This is a genomic window from Gardnerella coleohominis, from assembly GCF_002896555.1.
Taxonomy (GTDB): Bacteria; Actinomycetota; Actinomycetes; order Actinomycetales; family Bifidobacteriaceae; genus Bifidobacterium; species Bifidobacterium vaginale_F.
In genome coordinates this window covers 98719-125705 of sequence record NZ_MNLH01000002.1, presented here as the reverse complement: position 1 = coordinate 125705, position 26987 = coordinate 98719, and the positions used below count along the sequence as shown (strand labels likewise).

The 26987-nt window shown below is 42.2% G+C and carries 21 protein-coding genes; 6 read left to right on the top strand and 15 right to left on the bottom strand.

The features are described from left to right. Nucleotides 1–30 precede the first annotated feature (30 nt). From BFS05_RS02295 to clpB, 5 genes are all read right to left on the bottom strand, one after another. Nucleotides 31–762: a hypothetical protein gene (locus BFS05_RS02295; protein ID WP_103084430.1), complete on the bottom strand. Its 732-nt coding sequence runs from the start codon at nucleotides 760–762 to the stop codon at nucleotides 31–33. Next, nucleotides 752–1846 carry a hypothetical protein gene (locus tag BFS05_RS02290; RefSeq protein WP_103084603.1) on the bottom strand — a complete coding sequence of 365 codons (1095 nt, stop codon included), beginning with the start codon at nucleotides 1844–1846 and terminating at the stop codon, nucleotides 752–754. Before BFS05_RS02290 ends, BFS05_RS02295 begins: the two co-directional genes overlap by 11 nt. A gap of 533 nt (nucleotides 1847–2379) precedes the next feature. Next, nucleotides 2380–3147 (bottom strand): ABC transporter ATP-binding protein, encoded by a 768-nt coding sequence (locus tag BFS05_RS02285; RefSeq protein WP_103084429.1) that lies wholly within the window; start codon nucleotides 3145–3147, stop codon nucleotides 2380–2382. 26 nt (nucleotides 3148–3173) lie between these two features. Further along, entirely contained in the window at nucleotides 3174–3335 is a 162-nt protein-coding gene (locus BFS05_RS02280; RefSeq protein WP_019260604.1) for a hypothetical protein, read from the bottom strand. Nucleotides 3336–3616: 281 nt separating this feature from the next. After that, nucleotides 3617–6211, bottom strand: a complete 2595-nt coding sequence (gene clpB, locus BFS05_RS02275; protein ID WP_103084427.1) for an ATP-dependent chaperone ClpB — start codon at nucleotides 6209–6211, stop codon at nucleotides 3617–3619. Nucleotides 6212–6489: 278 nt separating this feature from the next. Between clpB and BFS05_RS02270 the strand changes: the two genes are divergently transcribed. Further along, nucleotides 6490–7305: a fumarylacetoacetate hydrolase family protein gene (locus tag BFS05_RS02270; RefSeq protein ID WP_103084426.1), complete on the top strand. Its 816-nt coding sequence runs from the start codon at nucleotides 6490–6492 to the stop codon at nucleotides 7303–7305. A 49-nt stretch (nucleotides 7306–7354) separates the two neighbouring features. Here BFS05_RS02270 and BFS05_RS02265 read toward each other — a convergent pair whose 3' ends face one another. The 3 genes from BFS05_RS02265 to BFS05_RS02255 form a co-directional block, all read right to left on the bottom strand. Then, complete coding sequence (locus BFS05_RS02265; protein WP_103084425.1) at nucleotides 7355–8155, bottom strand: YggS family pyridoxal phosphate-dependent enzyme; 801 nt, start codon at nucleotides 8153–8155, stop codon at nucleotides 7355–7357. 35 nt (nucleotides 8156–8190) lie between these two features. Next, complete coding sequence (locus BFS05_RS02260; RefSeq protein ID WP_103084424.1) at nucleotides 8191–9240, bottom strand: glutamyl-Q tRNA(Asp) synthetase; 1050 nt, start codon at nucleotides 9238–9240, stop codon at nucleotides 8191–8193. A 141-nt stretch (nucleotides 9241–9381) separates the two neighbouring features. Then, entirely contained in the window at nucleotides 9382–10113 is a 732-nt protein-coding gene (locus BFS05_RS02255; protein WP_103084423.1) for an MIP/aquaporin family protein, read from the bottom strand. A 649-nt stretch (nucleotides 10114–10762) separates the two neighbouring features. On the opposite strand from BFS05_RS02255, the gene BFS05_RS02245 reads away from it, so the two are divergent. The 5 genes from BFS05_RS02245 (at nucleotide 10763) to upp (ending at nucleotide 18218) form a co-directional block, all read left to right on the top strand. Beyond that, nucleotides 10763–13000 (top strand): RNA degradosome polyphosphate kinase, encoded by a 2238-nt coding sequence (locus tag BFS05_RS02245; RefSeq protein ID WP_103084421.1) that lies wholly within the window; start codon nucleotides 10763–10765, stop codon nucleotides 12998–13000. 517 nt (nucleotides 13001–13517) lie between these two features. Further along, on the top strand, nucleotides 13518–15143 hold the full coding sequence (locus BFS05_RS02240; protein ID WP_103084420.1) for an ATP-binding protein: 1626 nt from the start codon (nucleotides 13518–13520) through the stop codon (nucleotides 15141–15143). A 237-nt stretch (nucleotides 15144–15380) separates the two neighbouring features. After that, entirely contained in the window at nucleotides 15381–16565 is a 1185-nt protein-coding gene (locus tag BFS05_RS02235) for an NUDIX hydrolase (protein ID WP_180978566.1), read from the top strand. Nucleotides 16566–16611: 46 nt separating this feature from the next. Continuing rightward, nucleotides 16612–17268, top strand: coding sequence for a thymidine phosphorylase (locus tag BFS05_RS02230; RefSeq protein ID WP_103084602.1), 657 nt, complete (start codon nucleotides 16612–16614; stop codon nucleotides 17266–17268). A gap of 311 nt (nucleotides 17269–17579) precedes the next feature. Then, nucleotides 17580–18218: a uracil phosphoribosyltransferase gene (gene upp / locus BFS05_RS02225; protein WP_103084418.1), complete on the top strand. Its 639-nt coding sequence runs from the start codon at nucleotides 17580–17582 to the stop codon at nucleotides 18216–18218. Nucleotides 18219–18379: 161 nt separating this feature from the next. Here upp and BFS05_RS02220 read toward each other — a convergent pair whose 3' ends face one another. The 7 genes from BFS05_RS02220 to BFS05_RS02190 form a co-directional block, all read right to left on the bottom strand. After that, nucleotides 18380–18799, bottom strand: a complete 420-nt coding sequence (locus tag BFS05_RS02220) for a type II toxin-antitoxin system HicB family antitoxin (protein WP_103084417.1) — start codon at nucleotides 18797–18799, stop codon at nucleotides 18380–18382. Then, nucleotides 18799–18996 carry a type II toxin-antitoxin system HicA family toxin gene (locus BFS05_RS02215; protein WP_032841657.1) on the bottom strand — a complete coding sequence of 66 codons (198 nt, stop codon included), beginning with the start codon at nucleotides 18994–18996 and terminating at the stop codon, nucleotides 18799–18801. Before BFS05_RS02215 ends, BFS05_RS02220 begins: the two co-directional genes overlap by 1 nt. 80 nt (nucleotides 18997–19076) lie before the next feature. Beyond that, a complete protein-coding gene (locus tag BFS05_RS02210; RefSeq protein WP_103084416.1) occupies nucleotides 19077–19868 on the bottom strand; it encodes a type 1 glutamine amidotransferase in 792 nt (263 codons plus the stop codon). 187 nt (nucleotides 19869–20055) lie between these two features. Continuing rightward, a complete protein-coding gene (locus tag BFS05_RS02205; RefSeq protein WP_258004194.1) occupies nucleotides 20056–21462 on the bottom strand; it encodes a Mur ligase family protein in 1407 nt (468 codons plus the stop codon). 7 nt (nucleotides 21463–21469) lie between these two features. Continuing rightward, nucleotides 21470–22840: a replicative DNA helicase gene (dnaB, locus tag BFS05_RS02200; RefSeq protein ID WP_103084415.1), complete on the bottom strand. Its 1371-nt coding sequence runs from the start codon at nucleotides 22838–22840 to the stop codon at nucleotides 21470–21472. Between the two features lie 241 nt (nucleotides 22841–23081). Then, nucleotides 23082–24569: an MATE family efflux transporter gene (locus BFS05_RS02195; RefSeq protein WP_103084414.1), complete on the bottom strand. Its 1488-nt coding sequence runs from the start codon at nucleotides 24567–24569 to the stop codon at nucleotides 23082–23084. A gap of 320 nt (nucleotides 24570–24889) precedes the next feature. After that, complete coding sequence (locus BFS05_RS02190; RefSeq protein WP_180978565.1) at nucleotides 24890–26887, bottom strand: ammonium transporter; 1998 nt, start codon at nucleotides 26885–26887, stop codon at nucleotides 24890–24892. Nucleotides 26888–26987 lie beyond the last annotated feature (100 nt).

Sequence of the window (26987 nt, the reverse complement as noted above, 5' to 3'; positions counted from 1 at the left end):
TGACTTTTAACACATAATTAAACACGTCTTTTAAGCACGTTCAAAATAAAGCAATCCACGTCCACACGTGCCACTCCACAGGCAAACTGCAATTACAGTAAGCACAACAACGACATATAACAATATGGATTGTCCAGGAATTACAGGCAAAGTTCCAGAAGGATACCATCGCAAAATCAATCCAATTTTACTTTGCAAACCTTGTGTGGCAATATTCATCACCGCTAAAAAGACACCAAATGCAAGGCCGTAAAACCTTCCAAAACAGGCTAATCCAATCTTTATTAGCACGATATCAATCCACGCATTACCTAAGATCATCTGCAATGTACTAAATATCTGCAGGTCTATTATACGAACAATTAACACTGAAGCGCCGAATGAAACAAACAAACACAATAAAGCAGCACTCAATGCATATATTCGCAGCCTTTTCATCACGAAACGTTCCCACGATACCATAATCGGAGCAAGGCAAACGAATGCCGCGGCAATAAGCCCAACTACAATAACTTCATACAGAGTAACAACAAAATTAACAGCACTACTACCAGATTGACATTGGAACGTTATACCTTCTACCGCATTATGCACATTAGCAGAATCTGGCAAACAAATATAACCAACATAAACTGGCAACTGCGTTACAAATGATCTGAATATAACAAGCATTAAAGAGGGAAGGACTACGGACAATAAAATTGCAACGATTGCAACAATATAATGCCTACCTTCAAGCCAAGCGCGAAAATTATTTTTCATGCTTATCACCAAGTTCCGATAAGACTTGTTGTGGAGTTATGAGGCATTGATTAAGTTCTTTAACATGATTTTTTACAAATTGTTTCAGCTTAGCATCATCAGCATTATTAATACTCATAGCCACTTTATCGTTTGCTTCACCTGGAATAAATCCATATGACCCATACACATCATTACTTATACGAGAAGGAAGCTGAGCAAGCAAAAATGCTGTAACAGAAGCGTTTGAATCAAGATTCTTTTTTACATATACTTCTTTCATAGCACTTGATGCACATTTTGCAGGCACAAATCTTTGTAACACTTCTTGAGCGATACCAGTCATATCACCATATTTCTCAGAACGCCTAACAAATGTATCTGTTTGTTGTTGAATAACAGTAGCTTTAAGATTACGTAACTTTATTAAACCACTATTAGTAAGATTCCAAGATTTTTCAGTATTTGTTGGAGTAAACGCATTTCCAAGCACAAGCACAATTCCTTTGCCTTGCGAATCTCTCTGATTCTTAGGAAACCAAGAAGCAACAGTTTTCAAATGTTTAACAGCACGAAGTTTACGAATATAAGCTTCTTCAGGATGTACACAAACAGAAAAAGCAGTATCTTTAAACGTCGTACACTGAGGCACAAAAGGTCCAGAGCGAATCCAAGGTTTTGGACCCCACATAGCTATACAACAAGCGCACACTATTGGCATAATTAAAGAAAGACTTATTGCTTTTATGCACCAATAAGATCCCTTTTGCCAAAAATATCTAATATGCGCGCAACAAAGAATGCATGAAACGATAACAACACACACAAAGAATGTGCGCAAACCCACCAACCATGGGTTCATGCGCAAACCAGGCTCAGCACCAATATCAGCGTCCGACACTGGAAGTATTGCGTATAAACTGCTACCCCAATATCTAGGAAAAATATCTCCTTGAGGTATGGCGCCATTACGCATTATAATGACGCCATAAATACAGCACCAAATTATTGCAAAAGATAATAAAGCTGAGAATACAATTGCCCAACGATTGCCAATAATTACTCCTAAAGTAAAACCAATTGCAAAAAATGCACTTGGCGTCACGCCTCCACATAATAGTGGAAAATACGGGAAATTTGTAATATTTACATCACTCTGAATTACTGTTGGCAATATACTTACGCAATATAACAAACTGCACAGTATAGCGCCTTTTAGTATAGGAATAGCGTAACGACTGGCTGATTTTCCTGCACACCACGCAGGATTAACCAAACATCTAGGCGAGCAAGCTTTACATGAACACCATGCGCCAAAAATGCAAGCAACAATATCAGACAAACAATGCATCCACGTGACATCAATTCTTAACCAAAGCGCATAATTATTATTATGCGCTAAAAAATTTGCCACACCCAAAAAAATAGGATATGCAATCAAAAATAAGCTAAAAATACAACTGCTTATTAGAGATAATGGGTACATAATACGTGAAATAATTGTGCATTTCTTATGACTTTTCGTAAAAAATCTGAATTCAGTTAAAAAGTTAGAATATTGACGCATATTTAATCACATCCCTATTTGCTACCACATTAACGAAATAAGAAACTATACATATCTAGTTACTGCTATTACTAATTTTTATGAAATTTAGATAGCAAATGCCTATACCCTGATTCCCATGGAGTTACCATAAGATCTTCACGATTAGCATATTGAAGAAGATTATCCATTTTCCCATCAAGCAATATAATTCCTTCATTAAGAACTATAACCCGATCCGCAATTACTGCTAAATCTTCTACTAAATGTGTACTGACAATAACAGTATGCTTTTGCGAATAAGACTTAAGAAAATTACGAATATCAATACGCTGCTCAGGATCTAAACCAACAGTAGGCTCGTCAAGTATTAGTACTGCAGGCTGGCTAGCAATCACACAAGCAATACCAGCACGCTGACGCTGACCTCCTGATATTTTAGCAACGATGCGATGTGCTTGTTTTTCCAAGCCAACCTGTTTGAGAGCATTCCAAGCAGCTTGATACGCAGCGCTCCACGATAAACCTCGCGCCCATGCGGCATATTGAACATTTTTTAACACACTTGATGCATTCATAAGTTCAAATGATTGTGGCAAATAACCAATATTTGACCGAGCTTTAGCCATTTCCGCACGATCAGTTACGTCAAAGCCATGAACAAAAAGTTTTCCACTAGAGGGAGCATAAATAGTCGCTATAACGTTAAGCAGAGTAGTTTTCCCAGCACCATTTGGCCCCAAAAGACCACATATGCCAAAAGATAAATCTATAGAAAGATTATGCAAAATTTGTTTTTTCCCATACGAAAAATTCACATTAACAAGTTGCACACCTGAGCCCGTATATGATTCTTGCATATCTCACCACTTAATAACTAGACTACTTACCTACAACTTCGTATATTTTCTCTGTCTATTCCAACTACAGAACCACTCATCTGAGCATAAGCTGACATTGGCATAGCATAAACAATAGTAGAACGCGCAACTATTGCAAATCCTTCCTTTGCGAACATATTCGTATCTCCATTTTCAATCTGCTTCATAACGTATTCAGCCTTGAATGCGTACACGTATTTTATAATAATTCATATAAAAAAAAATAGATTTTTACAAAAACCAATTAAAATTTTAAAAGATACGCATATTCGATAATGCCAATTATCAGCAGTAACTCGAAAAATTAAGGGGGAATTCCACCTTTTTATTTCAAGTTCATTCTACAAATATTTTTTATTTAGATAAAAAAATAGCGCGCTGTCTACTGGGGAATAATCCAATAAACAGCACGCTTTGTTTTATTTGACTACATTAAAGAATGCAGGCACTACGCAATCTTTAGGGTCACATGGTCGCTAGTATTCTCACAATCCGCAACTACGCGAGCGCCATCATGCACCTTTCCAGAAAGCAGCAATCGCGCAAGCTGGTCGCCAATTTCTGTTTGAACCAATCTGCGCAACGGACGAGCACCATAAACTGGATCGTAGCCATGCTCCGCAAGACAAGCGCGAGCAGAGTCACTCACATCCAAGATAATGCGGCGGTCACTCAAGCGTGCAGCCACTTGACGAACTTGAATATCCACAATTCCACCAAGCTCTTCGCGGCTCAACGGATGGAACATAACAAGCTCATCCAAACGGTTAATGAACTCTGGCTTAAACTCAGCATGAACAGCATTCATAACAGCCTTGCGTTTAGCAGCATCGTCCAAGCCCTCTTGCACAAGGAATTGCGAACCCAAGTTTGATGTCATAATCAAAATCGTATTCGTAAAATCAACCGTTCTACCCTGGCCGTCAGTCAAACGACCATCATCCAAAACCTGCAACAAAACGTCGAATACTTCTGGATGCGCCTTCTCAACTTCGTCAAAAAGCACTACAGAATACGGACGCCTACGCACAGCTTCAGTAAGCTGACCGCCTTCCTCGTAGCCAATGTAACCAGGAGCAGCACCGATTAGACGCGAAACGGAAGCCTTTTCCATGTACTCGCTCATATCAATGCGAACCATTGCACGCTCGTCGTCAAACAAGAAGTCGGCAAGAGCCTTAGCAAGCTCCGTCTTACCAACGCCAGTAGGACCCAAGAATAGGAACGAACCAGTCGGGCGATTCGGGTCTGCAATTCCAGCACGGCTTCTGCGCACAGCATCCGCTATAGCCTGAATTGCTTCGCTTTGGCCAACAACGCGCTTAGAAAGCTCCTTTTCCATGTTTAGCAGTTTCTCATTTTCGCCTTGCATCAAGCGACCAACAGGAATGCCAGTCCATTCGCTAACAACTCCTGCAATAGAATCAGCATCAACCTGGTCTGGAACCATCGGCTCTTTCGCTTCACTCTTAGCGTTAGCAGCCTCGGACTCCGCTTCTTCCAAAGCTTTTTGAATGCTTGGGATTTCGCCATACAAAATACGGCTTGCTTGCTCCAAATTGCCTTCACGCGTGAATTTGTCGGCTTCTACGCGCTTAGCATCGAGTTGCGCTCGCAAATCACCAACCTTGTTGTGACCAGCCTTTTCCGCATCCCAACGTGCTTTCAATCCAGTAAGCTTTTCGCGCGAGTTTGCTAATTCTTCTTGCAACTTTTCTAAGCGTTCTTTAGCAGCAGCATCTTCCGCTTTCTTTAATTGCATTTCTTCCATTTCAAGACGCGTAACTTTGCGCTGCAATTCGTCGATCTCTTCTGGCTGAGAATCAAGCTCCATACGCAAGTGAGCTGCCGCTTCATCCACCAAATCAATCGCCTTATCTGGAAGCTGACGACCGGTAATATAGCGGTTTGAAAGCGTTGCTGCAGCTACGATTGCATCGTCACTAATAGTCACCTTGTGATGTGCTTCGTAACGTTGCTTAAGTCCGCGCAAAATCGTCACCGTATCTTCAACAGATGGCTCGCCAACAAACACTTGCTGGAATCTGCGTTCAAGCGCCGAATCCTTTTCAATATGCTCGCGATACTCGTTAAGCGTAGTTGCGCCGACCAAGCGCAGCTCACCGCGCGCAAGCATTGGCTTAAGCATATTGCCAGCATCCATTGAACCTTCTGCAGATCCAGCGCCAACAACAGTGTGAATTTCGTCAATAAACGTAATAATTTGACCGTCTGATTGTTGAATTTCCTTCAACACTGCCTTTAAGCGTTCCTCGAACTCGCCGCGATACTTCGAACCTGCAACCATCGAAGCCAAATCGAGACTGATAAGACGCTTGTTTTGCAAAGTCGTAGGCACATCTCCTGCAACGATTCGCTGAGCCAATCCTTCTACAACTGCCGTTTTGCCAACGCCCGGCTCGCCAATTAGCACAGGATTGTTCTTCGTGCGGCGAGAAAGAATCTGAATTACACGACGAATCTCCTGATCGCGACCAATTACAGGGTCAAGCTTTCCTTCGCGAGCGCGCGCAGTCATATCAACAGAATACTTTTCGAGAGCTTTGTAGTTGCCTTCCGCGTCCGGACTTGTCACTTTCGCGCCTCCGCGTACTTTTGGTACGGCTTCACGCAGAGACTTCGCGCTAACATTGTACTTTTTGAAAATATCCGCAACAGCATTCGGCGCACTCGCAACCATGCCAACAAGCATATGTTCAGTGGAAACGTATTCGTCTCCCATTGCGCGCATTTCTTTTTCTGCCTGGCTTAGCGCAGCCAAAAGCTGACGACTTGCATCTGGCTTAGTCGTAGTAGAGCCAGTAGATGAAGGCAATGCCACTAATGCGTTACGAATTTCAGCACCGATTTGTTGCGCATCTGCCCCCGTTTGCGCAATAAGCGCGCGTACCACGCCCTGCTCTTGACGAAGTAATGCATCTGCCAAATGTAACGTATCAACTTGCGCATTGCCAGCTGCCGCTGCACTTTCTACAGCATCACTTAATGCGTCTTGCGCTAAGGTTGTAAACTTTTGTTCCATATCTACCCCCTATTTGCACCGCTTATCTAGCGGATTTAGGTGATTCTTATGCAATTTTTTGCAATTGCACTCAAATCACATTCTGTCAATTTCTAAAACTTGAGTCTACTACACTCAAGTTTTGTTTTCAAGATATCTGTGGCGTTTCCTTATGCACCTTCCGCTTGCAACTTATCTGCCGTGAACTTGTTAATTACCAAATCAAATCTAAAAGATTTAAAGTCTCAAATAAAAGTCAAGAAATTAATAAGTATCAAATATGTCGTAATCTTAAAAATATGAGAATTGCACGTTTTTCCTATAATGAAGTTCCTCAATACGCGTTTGTTCAAAAAGACGAAACAGACGGCAAGGATTATTTAGTAGCACTGGAAGGCCACCCATTAAGCCCTCAAGGAGTTAAACCAACCGGCAAGCGCTACAAGCTAGACGCAGATGGTGTGCGCCTGCTTGCACCGGTAATTCCTTCAAAAGTCTACGGATTGGCAAAAAACTACGATGCGCGTTCTGCTGAAGAGCGCGACGCTTCTCCTGCGGCAACTTCGCATACTGCTGCAGATATGGTTATTTTTACAAAGCCAAGTACTTCTGTAGTCGGTCCAGACGATCCGATTGTTATTCCTGCTTTCTCAAACGACATGAATTTCGAGCCAGAAGTGGCTGTCGTCATGGGCAAAATCGCCAAAAATGTGACGGTAGATACCGCAATGAACTACGTTCTTGGCTTTACTTGCGTAAATGACGTGACTTTGCGTGATTGCGCAGGAAGTGACCCAATGTGGGCTCGCGCAAAAGGATTTGACACTTCTTGCCCACTAGGCCCATGGATTACAACCGAGCTAAATTGGCGCGATGCACATATTTCATTTACGCTTAATGGCGAAAATGTTCCGGAAGCTGACGGCACTACAGCTCGACTTATTCACAGTATCCCAGAGCAAATCGCTGCAATTTCAAGCTTCTCAACACTTCTTCCAGGAGATGTGATTTTGACAGGAACTCCGTACCCAGCCGGAACTTTACGCGCTGGAGATGAAGCGATTGTACACGTAGATGGCATTGGGTCTCTGCGTAATGTGATTATGCACGCGTAACAGCAATAAAAGTAAAAAATAAGAATCAGAAGCTAGACAAAACTTAATACTACACAAATGCGCGCGGGCCAAAGATTGCCGAACCGATTCGGACCATTGTTGAACCTTCGGCAATCGCCCACGCAAAATCGCCGGACATTCCCATCGAAAGCTCTAATTTTGCAGAGTTTCCATCATGATCTTGCGCGAGTTGTTCACTTACACAATCTCTAATTTCTCTCAACTTTGCAAAACCTCTTCTTACTATTTTTTCATCATCCACTCGCGCTCCAAGCGTCATAAATCCGTGCAAATTAAGCGCCGGCAAGCTAGATATAGCGAGTGCTTCGTCAATCGCACGTTCTGGCGCGCATCCAGATTTTGCAGCTTCTCCCGAAACGTTCACTTCCAACATAACGTCTGTGCAAAGTCCCAAATTTTGCGCACGAGCAGATATTTTTTGCGCAAGATCAATTCCGTCAACCGACTGAATACCATTTGCAAGTGGTAAAACTTTGTTTATTTTATTGCTTTGCAGCTGACCGATTAAGTAGAGCGGAATTTCGCCGTTTACACCAACGCTTAAATTCTCGCGAGCAGCTTCCGCACGTAAAATTTCGGCTTTTGCAACTATTTCTTGCGGACGATTTTCCCCAATTACTCTCACTCCGGCACGAAGCGCTGCCATGATTTCGCCAACATCGCGCGTTTTAGTTGCAGCAAGTAGTGTAACAGATCCAGCTTTGCGACCATAATGCGATTCGACTTGAGCAATGGCATCTTGCACGCTGTGTACGCCGTCGGCAATTTGACGCGCACGAACACAATCGACCTCAGTATTCGCTAAATCTTTTTGCGTCATATATGCCATTTATTGCCCCCAATCTATCATTCTAAATACATAGTTTAGTCGAGGAAGGGCACGGATTTGTCGGCTAGGTTTGCACGAACAGAATCCCACGGCGTTTCGTCGCTTTCAAACAACGCAAGCGCATCGTCGGCACTCATATCTACAGGCTGATTTTTACCAGGCTTTTTGTATCCCAAAAGATACATGCAATAGCCAATCATGTGCTCTGCACTCCAGCCAGATTCACGAAGCGCACCAACGTCTAGCGAGTGCTTACTTTTGGCAAGTCGCTCGCCTTGTGCGTTATCAATTAGTGGCAAGTGCGCAAATTGCGTACGCACGTAATGCACACCATGAGCCGCAAAAAATCCCGATTTTTCAAGCAGCTCACCAATCCAAATTTGAAGCGCCGCCGAACGAAGCAAATCACGTCCGCGCACAATATCATTTACTCCGCTCAAAACGTCGTCAACAACAACCGCAAGCTGGTAAGAAAAAACGCCATCTGCGCGGCGAATCACCATATCTCCCAAATCGCGATCAATATTAAAAGATTGCTCCCCAAAAATCGCGTCTTCAAAACTCACATTCGCTTGACTCAAATCAGCAGGCGGTACCGCAAGTCGCAAAGAATGTTGCTGATTATTTTGCAAACACTTTTCAATTTGCGCCAAACCTTGCGCGTTTTTGCGAAGATTTCTGCACGTACCCGGGTAGCGTATAAAACCGTCGCCTTCTTGCGGAGCTGCAATTGCGCGAATATCGGAACGCGAGCAAAAACAAGGGTAGATTAACGAATTTCCGTCAGCATCTTGCAAAGATTCTAGCGATTCAAGAGCTTCCTGGTAGATTGCAGTGCGCTCATGCTGATAAGTTGGCTCACCAACCCAATCAAGCCCAGCCCAATGCAAGTCGTCAATAACTCGCGCGCTAGCATCCTTCGGCATGCGAGCAATATCAAGATCTTCCAAACGCAAAAGCATGTGGCCACCCTGCGATTTTGCAGAAAGCCAAGCAGCCAACATTGCTACCATATTGCCAATATGCATACGCCCGGAAGGAGTCGGCGCAAAACGACCAATTGCAATAGTTGACTTAGAAAACATGATTTCGTCTTTCTTAATAAGTAAAAAAGCAAAACAAAAGCGCGTAACGCATTCATACTAGCATTACGCGCTTCTTACAACCGCAATCAATCGCAATCAACCGCAATCAACCGCAATCAATCACATTTAAAGGCAACTACTTTATGCAAATAACGACTTGTACATAAGCACGCCCAAGATTGCACCAGCAGTAGGAGCAACAACTGGGATCCACGCTTCACCCCAGCGAGAAGATCCCTTGTGTGGAATTGGCAAAATTGCGTGAAGCAAACGCGGCATAAGATCACGCGCAGGATTCAAAGCAGGACCAGTTGGGCCGCCCATAGAAGTCACCAAACCCCAAACAACGAAGCCAACAACGATTGAAGCACCGGCCAAATTCTTCTCACCCCATGGAGACTTAAGGCAACAAAGAGCTGCCAAAACAAGCACAAGCGTGCCGAAGAATTCGTTAAGGAAGTAATTAAGCTTGTTGTTATAAGCGTCCGTAGTGCAGAAAGTGCCAAGAATAGCTCCAGGCTCCTCAGTTTCGTTGTAGTGCGGCAAATACGTTACGTACACAATAAGCTGTCCAACCAACGCACCCAAAAGCTGAGCTACAATATAAGGCGCAACGTTTTGCCACTCAAACATTCCATTTGCAGCTTGCGCAATCGTCATAGCAGGATTGATATGCGCTTCGGAAATTCCTCCGAACATTAGCACTGGGAACATCACGCCAAAACCGTAGCCCATGGCAATATTTAACCAACCAGCATGGTGTCCTTTAGTATTTTTTAATTCAACATTTGCAACAGCACCGTTTCCAAAAATCATAAGAATAGCAGTGCCAATAAATTCTGCAGCCAACTTCGTCATAAACGAATATTGCATGGTCCTTCGATCCTTCTTACCTGTTTCAAACTCCGCACACGTAATCACGCGTCAATAAATTAGCAACTCGCAATTGCGATTAGCACAGCATGGAACACAATACATCCTCATTTTCAAAGAAGCTAAGAAAATGAATTCCAACAATTATTCTTTGATAGTTTCCCTTATGCGCGCGACAGTCTGCACGAGCAGCAAAATCGCCCTCACATCAAAAGAGGCCCGCCATTTCGGCGAGCCTCTCATTCACAAAAACAATATCAGCGGTCTCATCTTCACAACAACATCGTTGCAACGGTTAAAGTCTCATGTTCCGTTCAACGTTCACGGATATTTTATCCATACACCTTTGTGGGTCTACCGCTCTTTTTATTTGTTCTTGTACTTATTATTATGCTTAAAATAACTTGCTTTGGCAAGAACAAAAACCAATAAAATTCAATTTGTTAGATTATTGTCGCAACTGTTAACTTTCATTCATAAAAACACTTTTATTGAAGCATTTTGTTCATATAAAATAGCACTCTTGTTCACTTACGTTCACATCACATAAATACCGGCGTGTTGCACGAGTCAAATGTGTGCTTTATTCGCTTAATTAAAGGCGACACTCATTCGCATACATCCCTTCTAACGCATACAATTACGGATTATGGTACAGATTTTTGACGCTCCCTCAAAGGCGATTCTGCGTGGTCAAATTGCAGAGCATATCGCCGAAGACGAAAAGGCAGAAAAACGTGAAGCTCGTGAGGGTGAGCTACCGTTGCCAAAAGATCGTTTCTTCGACCGCGAACTAAGCTGGTTGAAGTTTAATCGTCGCGTGCTTGAGCTAGCGCAAAATACTGATTTACCACTTCTTGAACGCGCTAATTTTGCTGCTATTTTTGCCTCAAACCTCGACGAATTCTTTATGGTTCGAGTCGCAGGTTTAAAGCGCCGAATTGATTCCGGTATAGCGGTAACTGCAGCAAGCGGATTAAGTCCTCGTCAGCAATTGCGAGCTATAAGCGAAGTTACGCATCGTCGCCAAGACGAGCACGCTCACTATGTTATTGAGCACATTCTGCCGGAGCTTGCAAAACAGCGCATAGTTATGCTCAGCTGGGATAAGCTGACAAAGTCAGAGCAGGAAAGACTTTCAGATTACTATAAAAAGCAAGTATTCCCAGTCCTTACTCCTCTTGCAGTAGATCCAGCACACCCGTTCCCATATATTTCAGGCAAGTCTATTAACTTGGCGGTTATCGTAGAAAATCCAAATTCTGGAAAATCGCATTTTGCTCGCGTAAAAATTCCAGATAATTTGAATCGTCTTGTACCAGTTGACGATTTAACAGATGAAGAAGGCCGCGAAGAGCGTTACGGCTTCATCACTATGGAAAAGCTGATTGCAGCTCACTTGGAATCGCTTTTCCCAGGCATGATTATTAAGGAAGCTCGCTCATTCCGCGTTACGCGTAACGAGGATATTGACGTTGAGGAAGACGATGCAGAGAACCTGCTGAACGCCATGGAGAAGGAGCTTCTTCGTCGTCGTTTCGGACCGCCAATTCGTTTGGAAATTTCCGACGAAGCTAGCCCATTCCTTTCGCAGCTTCTTGCTAATCAGTTGCGAGTAAGCCCTGAGGAAGTCTATCGCTTGCCTTCGCCGCTTGACATGACGGTACTGTTTGAATTGCAGGCGCTTGATCGCCCAGATTTGAAGTATCGTCCGTTTATTCCTACTACTAACCGTCAGATTGCAGAAGTTGAAACTAGCCACGCGCAGGATATTTTCGCTTCGATTCGTGAACATGATATTTTGCTGCATCATCCTTACGATTCGTTCTCTACTTCTGTACAGGCATTCCTCGCTCAAGCAGCTGCAGATCCAAAAGTGCTTGCAATTAAGCAAACTTTGTATCGCACGTCTAGCAATTCGCCAATTATTGACGCTCTTGTTGACGCAGCCCACGCTGGCAAGCAGGTACTTGCGCTTGTTGAGATTAAGGCGCGATTTGATGAGGACGCAAATATTGCTTGGGCTCGTAAGCTTGAGCGCGCCGGCGTTCACGTTGTGTACGGCATTGTCGGTTTAAAGACTCACTGCAAGCTTTCTCTTGTGGTTCGTCAGGAAGCCGAAGGATTACGCCGCTACTGCCACGTTGGCACTGGTAATTACAATCCTAAGACTGCTCGCCTTTACACAGATTTGGGATTGCTTACTTGCGATCCTGTAGTCGGCCAGGATTTGACTCGCCTATTTAATCAGCTTTCTGGTTACGCTCCAAAGTCAAGCTTCCACCGTTTGCTCGTAGCTCCTCGCACAGTTCGAACTGGCATTATTGCTCGCATTCGTCGTGAGGAAGCTGCAGCTCTTGCAGGTAAGGAAGCTTGGATTAAGATTAAGGTTAATTCTGTTGTTGATGAACAGACTATTGACGCATTGTATCGAGCATCTCAAGCTGGAGTGAAGATTGATATTGTTGAGCGCGGAATTTGCTCACTGAAACCTGGCATTGAAGGATTGAGCGACAATATTCGCGTTCGTTCAGTACTTGGCAGATTCCTTGAACACAGCCGCATTTATGCGTTTGCTAATTCTTGCGGACCGCAAATTGGTGACGGGCCTGCAAGTGGTCCAGAAGTTTGGATTGGTTCGGCTGATTTAATGCACCGCAATCTTGACCGACGCGTTGAAACACTGGTTCGTATAAGCGCACCGGATCAAGTTGAAGCTTTGATTCAGTATATTGATTTGCAAATGGCTGATTCTACGGTCTCGTGGTGGATGGATGGCGACGGCACGTATACCTTGCATTCTCGCGATAAGGAAGGTCGTCCGCTAGTAGACAGTCAGGCTTACTTAATTCACACTCACACGCGCAAGCCTCGCGGTGCGAATTAATCGCAAGTAACTAATAAACGATAAGCAAGAGCCAGATTCAGTAACATGTTTCTGGCTCTTGTTGTGTTTATTAACCCTTTATAATCTGCTAAATCTCAAGCGTTCCCGCAATAGCCGAAATCTTCTATAACACCATTTGCCAGTTTTGGGTAGTTTTGGTTATGTAACAAAATATCTGATTTACGCAGAGCATCTGCATCACAGTCATAAATGTGAATATCACAGTCACAGAAGTCAAAATGACTGTCATAAGTCTACGCATCTCGGTCAAAATACCCAAGATCACTGTCAAAATATAGTAGATGACTGTCAAAATCGAAAAAATGACAGTCATACATACAAAAATCACTGTCACAAACGAGAAAAATGACAGTCACAACACTTTTATCACAGTCACGACCGTGATAAAATAACAGTGACATTGTGATAGAGAAAACAAACCTAACAACAAAATATCAGCAAAATAATTATTCAAAAAAACTTCCACGCCTAATCACAGTTAACCAAGGAGCAAGCAATGGCAATCGTAAACGAACAAATCAAAGACGCCATAGAGCGATTGCGCATGCAAAAAACAGATGACTCCAATTATGAGGCAAAAAGCTGTGATGCAAAGCTCAGCGTAAGCGTGTGGGAAACAGTAAGCGCATTCGCTAACACAAATGGCGGCACACTACTACTCGGACTAGATGAAGGCAATAATTTTTCTCCAACAAAAAACTTTGATATTAACAAAGTTCGCGACCAATTTATTGAAGGAATAGGCGACGGCGGCGTAAACGGAGCACGGCTAACATATCCCCCAAGATATGACTTAGAGAGAGTAATCGTAGACGATAATTCTCAAATTCTAGCAATAAAAATCTACGAGAACCTTGCCGACAAAAAGCCATGCTATATTACAGCTAAAGGAAGTAAAGGCGGAAGCTACAAACGCGTTGATGATAAAGACATTCGCATGTCGAATGACGAAGTTTACGAAATAGAAAACGCGCTACGCCCAAGCGATATAGATTTATCAATCGTTAAAGAAGCTACAAAATCTGATTTAAATAAGGACTTAGTCGAAAACCTTATAACAAAGCGAGCGAACTCCAAAGCTTTGCGCGGAACTACAACAGAAGATGAAAAACTTACGCGTCTTAATATTACAGATAAGCAAGGGCGCGTACGAATGGCAGGACTTTTAACTCTTGGAAATTATCCACAGCAATTTTTCCCGCGATTATTTATTGACGTAACAGCTCACGCTGGAACAGAAAAATCTTCGACTGGAGTACAGCGCTTTATAGACCGCGAAGAATGCAGCGGAGCAATATCAGAAATGATTGAGGATGCAGTAAACGCGGTTATTAAAAATCTTCGAGTTAGCACATTTATTAACGGCGTCGAACGCATAGAAGAATCGGAGATTCCGCGCGAAGTTCTACGCGAAGCCATAGCTAATGCAGTAATTCACAGAGAATACCACGAATATTTTCAAGGTCAGCCTGTAAGCGTTGACATTTTCCACAACAGGGTTGTTATAACAAATCCTGGAGGATTATGGGGAGGAAAAACGCTTGACAACATTGATGACGGCGAATCAAAGTGCAGAAACTCTGCGCTTATGCAATTGGCACAATACACTCCAATTGAAGCAAATAGAATTGGAGCAGGCCCAGTTGAAGGTCAAGGTAGTGGAATTGCGTTTATGATTAACGAAATGCAAGCATGGTCACTACCAAAACCACAATTTATATCTAATCTTGGCTCTTTTAGCGTGATTTTGCAGCGCGCAAAAGCAAAACTTCCCAGCAACATAAATTATGTAAATTACGTAGATTACACAAACCGCTCTGAGATAATGGATTCTAACAAAAACTATGTTGAGGAACTCGCTAATACTAAACAAACGTTGGAAAATTACACTCAAGAAGAACGCGCACAAGAGGATAGCAAAAGGAATCTATTAAATGACGATATTTTACTAGCGCTTATACCTACTGACTCTACAATAACAACTCCAGAATTAGCTGAACTAACTAAAAAGTCTCCAGAAACAATTAGACGACATTTGCGTAAGCTAATTGCAGAAAATAAAGTAAAAGCACTAGGAAAAGCAACAAGTAGACAGCGTAAATATGCGAAAATCAGCAACTGATTTGTTCTAAGCCAATACTAAACTCTGCACACCACACTCCAGCACGTGACACTCCAGCACGCGCCACTTGCTTACACTAAATCTCACAAACTTACATATTTAAACCATTTGCCAGTTTTAGGAGGTTTAAGGATTATAAAACAATAACAGCTCTTTTGTTGCTGCTACGACTGTGACAAAAGTAAAAGATTACGGCACGACTAAAAGTTGCGAAAGAAAACCGCTAAAATAGTGAATATGAGTGCAGTAACGACGCAATACGTTGAAGCAGCTGGCGGGATTATTTATCGCAAGCGCAATATTACAAACAGCTCAAACGCAGACGAAAATACAAAAACAGGCAGCAATGCAAGCAAGTCAAATCGTGCAACTAAGCCAATCAGTGCAATAAAGCCTAGCGATGACGACTTTGAGCTTTGCCTTGTTTACCGTCCTAAATATGACGATTGGAGCTGGCCAAAAGGCAAAAACGAGCTAAACGAATCGCATCGTCACACTGCAGTTCGCGAGGTTGGAGAAGAAACAGGATATTCGGTCACGCTCGGCCCACATATCGCTAAAATAGAGTATCCGCTTGATCACGAAGGCAAAAAATCCTCCAAAAACAACGCGTCAAATAGCAGCCAGAACCGCAATGGCCAACCGGAAGTAATAAAGCGAATCCACTACTGGATGATGCGCTTAATAGACAATCAGTCCGCAGCAAAACGTCTTCCCGCTTTCGGACCAATTAAGCCTGCTAAACCCACTGAAATCGGCAATGTGTTATGGCTTACTCCTTCACAAGCGCGAAAAAAGCTTACGCACGATAGCGACCGCGAAGTGCTAGACGCTTTCTTAGAGAAGCTCCACGAAGGTCAATCAGAATATAGCACACTGCTTTTAGTGCGTCACGGAAAAGCTGAGTCTAGAAAAACTTGGCAAGGAAGCGAAGCGACTCGGCCAATAACACCTCTGGGCGCTGCCGCTTCATACGCTCTAGGCCGCGAACTGGCCTGCTACGCGCCGGATAAAATCATATCGTCTCCTTGGAAGCGTTGCTTAGAAACGCTCGACGCTTTTGCAAACGATTCTTCGCTTTCTATAGAACAGGCTGCGGAACTTACCGAAGATCATCACGAGAAAAAACCAAAATCTACATTGTCTGTTCTTGTGAACGAAATACAAAATCTTGAGCGTAATGCACAAAATGCAAGCGTTACAAACAATACAAACTCAACTGTCATATGCCTGCACAGACCGGTTATCGGCACTTTCTTCGATTATTTGCGGGGAATAACAAAACCTAGAGCACACAAGCGCATACTCAGCCAAAAATCTCCATACATGCCTACCGGAAGCGCAATAGTTTTGCATATAATTAATACTCCTAAAGGCGCTCGCATTATTGATATTGAAAAGGTTCTTCCAAGTGTCTACTAGTTTAAATTCGCAATCAAGTTCTATTCATTCAAGCAGATCTGCTTTTATGCCAAGCCCAAACGGTTCAAATCGTCCAAGCAGACCTGCGCAAATGGATCCAGCCATGCTCGCACAAATAGAAGGTGGTACAGATCCGCAGATTGTCAATGAGATTAGCCACACTTCCGCGGCCGTTCTACTTAACCGCGTACATAAAACGCAATCGCCAGAAATCGTTGAGCGCGTGCTGAATTTAGTTGAAAATGAGGGCATTGAAGTTATTGCAGATCTGTGGAATCATGCAGAAGCTGAATCTCTTCCTGGAATACTTTGGAGACTTTATTTACTGCGCATCTCTTTGCGTAAGAATCGTGAAATTTACGCAGAATATTGGCGTCTTGGCGAACCTGAAGCCACGAGCGCATCAGCTATTACAGGAATTGATGAAGCTCCTACGGGAGATGATATTGCGCGACTTGCAGATTCTATTCTTTCCGGCGCTTTTACAGGTGATTTTGCTGTAGCACTTTATCGCGCTTCAGCTTTTACTTCTATCATTTCGCGCGGAATGCACGTTTACGCGAAAAAGTTGGATAAGCAAAATTCTAATTCGATTAATACAGAAAAAATTGCACATATTTTGCACACTTCTGCAAATCTTAATTCACTTTCATACACTTTCCGTAATTGCGCAGGATTATGGCGATTAGGGAAACTTGAGTAAATTATTGGCAATTTGAATCGGATTCGAATTGGATTCTGATTGTGATTTGAATTGGATTCTAATTATGCGGCGCGCTGAAAATTAAAAACATGTATACTCGAGGTTGACGCTGGCTTGTGTTTAAGCCCCGGGCTCCATTTTTTGCCGCTACGAGCGGCGTTTGCGCCGACAGGCGCTTTCGCAAGTCAGCGTTTTATATTTGAGATTAGAAGCCAATACTGCCTTTTAACTGTTATTTTGTTTATATTTTGTTATAAATCTCACGGCACGCCGATAGCTTTACATGCCATGCTTGCATTAACCTAGAAGGTATGGATCTTCATGTTTTACATCATCCGCTGGTGGACCACAAGCTCACCGTTTTGCGAGATAAGAATACACCTTCTAACATTTTCCGCGAGTTGGTTTCCGAATTGGTAACCCTCGAAGCATACGAAGCAACCCGCAATTTGGAAGTTAGCGATCGCGAGATTGAAACTCCTATTTGCAAGATGACTGGCAAGCATTTAAACCGCCCACGCCCAATGGTTGTGCCGGTTTTGCGCGCTGGCCTCGGTATGCTTGACGGCATGACTCGTCTTCTTCCAACCGCTGAGGTTGGATTCCTTGGCATGAAGCGTGACGAGCAGACGCTCGACATAGTAACTTATGCCAATCGTTTGCCAGAAGATTTGACTGGTCGTCAGTGCTTCCTTCTTGACCCAATGCTTGCCACCGGTGGCACTTTAGTTGCTGCTACTCATTACTTGGCTGAGCGTGGAGCTAAAGATGTTACAGCTATTAATATTTTGGCAGCTCCGGAAGGTTTGAAGCGCTTGGAGAAGGAAATTGATCCTTCTATTGATTTTAAGGTTGTTGTTTGCGCTGTTGATGAGCGTTTAAACGACAAGGCTTATATCGTTCCAGGCCTTGGCGACGCTGGCGATCGCTTGTATGGTTTGATTGACTAATAGTCACTAGCTAAATCAAACGAAAACTAGAATATAGAAACTAGAATCAAAAATTAGAATCAAAAACTACAAAATAGCCTGCTGATTTGCAACACTTTGCAATTTAAGCAGGCTTTTGCATTAATTCATTGCGCAATATTGCGTCAAATCAGATAATATAACTAGGCTTTATTTACAGCGCCTTTAGCATATAAAGATTCTAGAGCATCGCGCAAAGTCCCACTGTAGCTGATGCCAGCTTTTTGTGCCCAAGTATCAAGCCAAGCTGGAAGAGTAACATTTTTACGAACTGACTGAGAACCGTATTTTGCAGCATAAGAATCCATATCAAGCGCAACCATAGATAACTTTGAATTAGGATTTTCTACAACAATATCACTAATATCACTAGCTTTTGGTGCAGGCTTTCCGCTTTCAAGTTCTGTAAGAACCCATCCACTTGCTGCGTCTTCTGCCATAATCAGAGCCTCTGCAAGATTACTACCGCCAGTTACACACCCTGGCAAATCAGGAACTTCTGCAACAAAACCTCCGCTATTATCTTCATATGGAGTAAGAATAACAGGATACGCTAATTTCATCATTTCACCTTTGTCTCACTAATTCCTGCCTGGCGCCAGATTGACTTAACAACCGACGGGTTAATATCACCTGGATGTTTAGGTACTGTGACTTTACCCGTTTTAGTTTTATGTACGAATTGACAATGGCTTCCACGCTGTGCAAAAAGTATCCAGCCGTCCTTCTTAAGACGTTTTTCAATCTCTTTGTATCTCATAAAAAGATTATACACATTATGCGCATAAAATAAAATAATCAATCAAATTTTTACTAAATCATGCATATGCCTATATTCATTTACCGCGGACGAGTTATGGCAACTTCGCGAGCGCGATCTGCTAATTCGTCTAGTTTCTCAAGCTCCGCGCGCTGAGCATTAGTCTGTTTTGGCGCAAATTCTCCGTAACGATTTTGTGCAGCTGTACGAATTAAAAAGTCAGCTAAACGTGGATTTTTGGGCAAAACTGATCCGTGCATATAAGTGCCGATAACATTGTATTTGCGAGCGCCTTCAGTGTGATCTTCGCCATTATTTCCGCAATTTTCACCATCAACAGAGCCGAGCGGCTGAGTATCACCCTCCAAGCTTGTTCGTCCAGAATGGTTCTCGTAGCCCACAATATCGCCAAAATCGTCGCTATGTTCCACAAGATTCCCAATCATGCGCACGTCTTGACCAACCGTATGCTCGTCAAGTATTCCAATTCCTTGAAGCTTTTCCCCTTCGACGGTTTCGAAATACTCTCCAAAAAGCTGGTAAAGTCCGCAAATCATAAGCATTGGAACGCCATTTTCTGCAAGCTCACGAATCGCGTCTGCGCGCGCAAATAAATCTTCAGTAACTCTACTTTGCCCATGATCTTGGCCACCGCCGCCAAGAATCATATCTACTCGCTTTGGCCAATCATCGCCAACATTGTACTCGTGAAGCACAGGCTTGTAACCGTACAATTCCGCTCGGCGCATAATTGTAAGCACATTGCCATAGTCGCCGTAAATATTCATGTCTTTCGGGTACAGCGACATAATATCAAGTACACGAGCAGCATATGCTTTCGTGGACTTTCGTGATTTTGTTGTTTTTCCCATACGTCACTTACCTTATTTTCTTAAAATTTCTTATCGAAAACTATAAGCGCTTCCGTATTAAATATTTTATAAATAATACTATTTTTGATTTTCGTTTATTTATTCGTTTTCGATTTTATTCATTTATTTTATCCGTTTTCGACTTTATCCGTTTTTATTTATTATTTTGAGTTTATTATTTTGAGTTTCAGCGCCCAACTCCAACATCTTTAACTTCAGTAAGTTGAGCTAAAGTAGCGCGTACTCGAAGCATGGCAGTGTATGTGCAATATATTCGCTTGGCTTTCTTCTTATCGCCATAATCGCCGTTTACAAATGCTCGAACAGCTTCTTCCAAGTCTGTATTTACGTTATTAGCTGAAACCTTGTCGTATTGCAAACGCAACGCCATATCCCATGCGCGAGTTCCTGAAACACATTTCACGCCACTTCTGCGCAAGCAGCTAAAATCAACATCCCATAGCCAACTCATATCACGGCCATCAGCGTATTCGTCGCAAATTGCAATCATTGTATTGTGTTTTTCAGGATGATCTGAAGCTAGCGCAAGCCTGAATCCAATAGGATTTTTCACTAAAACTAATTCTACTGGTACATTATTTACTTTAATGACTTCTCCGCGTCCAAATGCAGGAGTTACGCGCGAAATCGAATGCATTAAAGAATTGTCATCAGGCTTCAAACCTTTTTCGCTTTTAGCAGCTACATCTTCTAGTATCGCTCTAACAATTGTTGCAGCCGCGGCAGCATTGAAAATATTATATGCGCCATCGAGTTTTAACGACGTAGTTTTGCGCTTACCGTCTATTATGAAGTCAGCTTCATGATCTCCAACTCTTGCTAAAACAACATCTGCTTTTGGTAGATTATTCTCGTCATATTTTTGACTATCATTATTTTCCTGATTATCGTCACTATGCAAATCATCATCGGATGGGAACATATTTCGTACTTCAGGATCTAATCCAAAATATTTAACTTTGCACGAAGGAAGAACATCCGCTGCGAGCGCAGAAATTCGAGAATCTTCACGATTAAGCACAAGAGTATTCGTTGTTGCACGTGAAACATTGCTCAATAGTTTTGCTGTAGTGTCAATTTCTCCAAAACGATCAAGCTGATCTCTCATAACATTTAATAACAGTGAATACCTCGGGCGAATTTGATGAACAAAATGAACAGCGTAGGCTTCATCAAGCTCCAAAACTGCAATATCTGCATCAAGCTTCGTACTAAACGCAGGCATTTCTTGCACAAGACCTGCCACAACACCACGCGTAAAATTAGATCCTGTAGGATTCGTAAAAACACGTAATCCTGCATCTCTAAGCATAGATGTAATCATGCGAGTGGTAGTAGTTTTACCGTTTGTACCAGAAACAAGAACTACTCCATAAGGAAGTTGCCCTAAGATTCTTGCTAAAAATCCTGAATCCAGCATTTCAACGACTTTACCAGGCAACGCGCTTCCGCCATGATGCAACGCTCTGGAAACAGCACGAACGAATTTGCCTACTGCGGGCATAGCAAAACCATAGAAACACTTTTTGTAAGTAACAGGATCAGAAGATTTACGCGAATGACTTTTATTCATATTTAAATCACACCGCCTGTGGCTGCTCTTGAGCCATATCTTCAAACTTCGAATTAATTCCACGGAAAGCAAGCTTAAATGTGTCTGTAGGGCCATTTCGATGCTTAGCCATAATAATATCAGCTTCTCCAGGACGGTCGTCTTTATTATAGAAATCAGGCCTATGCACTAAGAACACAACGTCAGCATCCTGCTCAATGGAACCAGATTCTCGCAAATCTGAAAGCTGCGGTTTTTTATCATTGCGCATTTCAGGGCCACGATTCAGCTGGCTTAACGCCACAACTGGAACTTCAAGCTCTTTTGCTAAAAGCTTTAGCGCGCGCGAAAAATCAGAAACCTCTTGCTGACGGCTTTCAACACGTTTCCCAGACGTCATTAATTGCAAATAGTCAATTACAACTAATTTCAAATCATGAGTTTGCTTTAAACGACGGCATTTTGCACGAATCTCCATCAAACTCATATTTGGACTATCGTCAATAAATAATGGGGAATCTTTCATCTTATCCCAAAAAGTATTTAGCTGATTCCACCTATCAGGAGTAATTTCTTCAGCATGACGTAATGCGGTTAAAGGCATATTTGTTTCTGCAGCAATAATACGCTGAGCCAATTCGATTTTGCTCATTTCCAAAGAGAAAATAATAGAAGTCATATTATGATGCAAAGCAGCAGAACGTGCAAAATCAACACCCAGAGTCGACTTACCCATAGCAGGACGTCCCGCAACAACAATCATTTGACCAGGCTGCAATCCCTGAGTCACATTATCAATATCTCTAAAACCTGTAGGAATACCGCGAGATATACCATTAGTTTGTATATCGTCAAGCTGGTTCAATGTGCTTTCTAAAACTGATCCAATTGACACGTAATCTTGACGCACTCTACCCGTACTCATCTCATATACTTCAGATTGTGCAAGATTAACAATATCTTCAGCAACAGCTCCGTCTGCAGAATATCCCATTTGTGCGATTTTTGTACCGGCTGTAATTACGTTACGCAAAATAGCATTTTGATGAACTATATCCGCATAATACGTTGCATTCGCAGCTGTAGGAACAGAAGCAACCAAGCTATGCAAATAATCCGCTCCGCCAACCTTTTCCAAATTGCCATTTTTTAACAATTCATTAGCAACAAGAACAGAATCTACAGGCTGAGAAGCAGAAAAAAGCGTAATGATTGCATCATAAATAGTTTGATGCTGAGGCAAATAAAAATCAGATGTTTCAAGCTCTTGTGAAACTTCGCCTATCGCGTCTTTGCTCATAAGCATTCCGCCAAGCACAGCCATTTCTGCATCAACATCGTGCGGTGGCACGCGATCAAATATGCTACGAGCATCCGATGATGAAGAATCTTGATTCATAGTTTTACCATACCCCGCAGTGCTATTATTTGGCACTAAATTTTCATGTGCAATACGTATTCCCCGCTGTATTCCTCGCGAAAATTACTACGCACAATTTCCTATAGAAACGAGTATAAACGTGTGCAAGTATTACGCGATACATACAAACGTTAAAGCCATTTTAAGAATAATACTAACTTTTTAAAGTTAAACGATTATAAATAAAACTCTTATACTAAATTCACAATTAAATTCACAATTAAATATGCTTAGCAGATTCCATCCATTCATCTGTGCCTATACGCAAGCTATTTCCTACAGCACGCCCACCAATATACACAACGTTCAGCGCCAGCCATAATGTGATAGTTCTTACAACATCGTTAACGCCAAACGTAATATCAGTTAATCCTGTGCATACTAAAGTTGCAATATAAATAACAGCCATTATTGAGCACGCTTTTGCAAGATATCTGTGATCTCCAGCTCCGATTAGCACTCCATCTAAAGCCCACATCCAACCAGATAATGGAAGGAATATTCCAAGAATTGTCATACTCACAGAAATAAGAAGTTGAACATAAGGATGATTGCTAAATAAAGGCGCACAAGTCCATCCAATGGCAATCATGAATATTCCAACAACTACACTGCTTAAAGCTCCCACGCTAGCGCACATACGAGTGATTACTCTTGCACGCCTACGCAAATTTGCTCCAAGCGCTGTAGCCACAATAGTTTGAGCTGCTATTCCAATTGCATCAAGAATATTCATTACAAAATTCCAACAAGAGTTAGCAACTTGATAAGCAGCAAGAGTATTTGTTCCTAAACGAGTTGCCGTAACTACTGTAGCTACCATGCAAACTCGTAACGCAAGAGTACGAACAAATAATGGCATTCCGCTACCAGCTGAATGAAGTATGTGATGGAAATTAGGCTTTAATCTTGCTCCACTTTTAGCAGCCCAAAATACAGCTGGGACAACTAGCACTAATCCCATATACCATTGTGCAATCATCGTAGCGATTCCAGACCCAGCAATTCCCCATTTCAAAGCAAATACCATTATTAAATCAAGAACAGTGTTAACAATAGCTCCACTTACTGCTGCGAATAAAGTAATCCGCACTTTACGAAGACCTCTAAAAATCCCATTCGCAGCATAGATTAGCAGCATAGCCGGCAATCCGGGCATAACTGTTTGTGTGTAAACAATAGCATTCTGTAATGTTTCGCCTCTAGCTCCTATTGCATAGCATAATGGTTCTGCTGCAATCATTAATAATGCCGTAAGAACAACGCCTAAAAACAGCGCCAACCATAATCCATCCATTCCAATGCTAAAACCTTCACGTTTTTTGCCTGATCCAAGCAGCCTAGCAACTTGTGAAGTCGTGTTATACGCAAGGAACAAACATAATCCCGCAATAGTTAGTAGTACAGTTGATCCAATTGAAAGACCAGCTAGAGCAGTACGACCAATGTGCCCAATGATTGCGGTATCAATAAGCACGAATGCAGGTTCAGCAATAAGTTGACCGAAAGTAGGAACAGCAAGAATCCATATGCTATGAAGTATTTCGCGCTTATCAAATGCACTGTCTTTAGATGTACTATTTTCAGATGCAATGCCTTCATCATTTTCTTCATTAGTTTTAGGTAATTTAACTTTAGCTTGATTAATTTCAGAGGATTCTCTAGATGCCTCTGTGTCAATCTCATTTTCTTGCTGTTGATATTTCATAATGTTTTATTCTATAGCCTTGCAATTAGCGTTATTTATAGCATTGTTTATAAATTTTAAGTTAGAGCAGATTAGTAACACAAAATCTACTAAAACACAAATCGAGTTTTTAAAATTAAAAGTTATTCGCAGGTTATCCACACCTTTATCCCCAACATGTGGATAAAATTGCGAGATATCCACGCAGACACGCCTAGAATGTGGATAACTTTGTTTTTTTATCCACACTACAAACTCCGTGCGTGTTGTGGATATACAAAAAGCCACCAACTTCAAAGAAGCTGATGGCTTTAATGTATATTTTAAATTATTTGATATTTTTAATTATTATCAGATCGATTTCTCTTGTTATTGCGCTTCCTATACCTAGTATTTTTATTATTCTGAGAATTATTGTTTTCAGAATCTTTGCTATCAGTATTTCGTGATTTAGATTCCGATTTATTATCATCTGAACTTTCATTATCAGATTCGTCATTATCGGTCTCAGACTCCTCAGATTCAGATTCATCAGACTCTTTTTCAGAATCATCATCGGATTCAGTGTCGTCTTTTTTAGAATCTGTTTCTGATTCTTTTACTTCAATATCCGAATCTTCAACATCGCCCCCAGAAACATCAGACTTAGCAACATCACCTTCAGATTCCGCAGACACAGAATCGTCAACTACAGATTCTGCAGCTACAGAATCCGGATTATCGACTCCGCTAGCTGCGCCAGTTTCGCTAACTTCACTAGCTTCATCAACAGCCTCGTTAGCCAAATCAGCAGGAACCGATACTGCTACTTGAGTTTTATCAGCAGACTCATCAGATGCTTCCGCTGTAACTACATCACGCACTTGAGAAATAGCTGAAAAATCATAAGCTCTTTCGCCTTGATCTGCCAAATCAACTCCCTTGCGTTCTTTAGCTTCAGAAATGCGCCATCCAAAGAGCTTTTCAAGAGCAAAAGCAACAACAGCGGTTACAGCGCCAGCGTAAAGAATCGTAATGCCAATCAAGCATAATTGCGCAACAAGTTGATGCCAATCCCAAGAGATAAATAACCCATAGCAATCAGCAAATAAACCTACTGTAATCAAACCAATAACAGCAGCAACACCGTTAACACTAACTACGTGCAAAGCGCCATCGTAACGCGAAAAAGTCTTGGAATGAGAAACAAGCGATGTAACTACACCAACAACAACTCCAAGAATTAGCGCGCATAAAGGTGAAATTACATTTGCCGCAGCAGAGCTTGCAGCCAAACCTGCCATAACTCCAGACGCTGCACCAAGTCCAGTGAAACGACCATAACGCAAACGCTCAGTGACGCCCCAAGCAAGCATAGACGCAGAAGCTGTGATAGTAGAAGAAACCCAAGCGTAAGCGGCTACAAAAGGAAGATTTGTAGACGAGCCAATCATGAGACCCAGCCAACCGAACCAAATAATGAAAATACCAAGCATAACAAAAGGAACGTTATGTGGATGTCGAATACTAGCTGAAGAAGCATCACTACTCATTAATTCTTGTGATGAATTTTCAACAGTCGTATTATTACCGCTAGAACGAGCAACATCTTCCCATAAAGCTCGCTCTAATTTTCCCTTATTTGAATTCTTAGAATCGCTTACAGAATTAGATTTCATGCCAGCGCGAGAATTATTAAACACGCCTTTAGCTTGAGAAATAAGATTCGTTAATGGCTTCTTAAGTGGGAATTTAGCATGCCCTCCAATAACAAATACTATAGCTAACGCAGAAATAGCGGCTGTAATGTTTAGCACAGAACCACCTGCAAAATCACGAGGCGAAACCCCTATTGCCTGCGCAATAGCACCGTTAGGAGAAAGCAAACCGCCTCCATAAACCATATGACTGATTGGAGCAAAAACCAGGGTAATCCAGAAAGCAACGAAAATCAGCCAAATAGCGTAACGAACGCGACCTGCTAGCGCACCTGTAATTAAAGATACTGCAACAATTGCGCACGCTAATCTAAAAGCAGCAGGAAGCTCAGCCGATACACCTAAATTCTTATATACGGATGTAAACATTCCCTTATCTGGAACCATGGAATCCCGGAATAACAATCCGCTCATAGGATCACCGAAAATTCCACCTGCCATATCTTTCCCAGCAAACGCAAGAGACCACCCCCATAACGTCCATACAATAGTTGTTACAGCAATAGCGCCCGCGGAAAGCATCATCATATTAACCATGGAAGTTGCGCGCTCGCGACCTCCATAAAATAGTGCAATACCAGGAGTAATAATAAACACTAAAGCTGCAGCAAGTAATGCCCACTGTGGATCCATATACATCACCTCAAACGTTCACGATTATGCAACTTACTCTTGTTGACTTACTTTTGTTGACTTTCTTATACCTTATTTATTGTACCTGCAAAGCGATATACAATTTTTA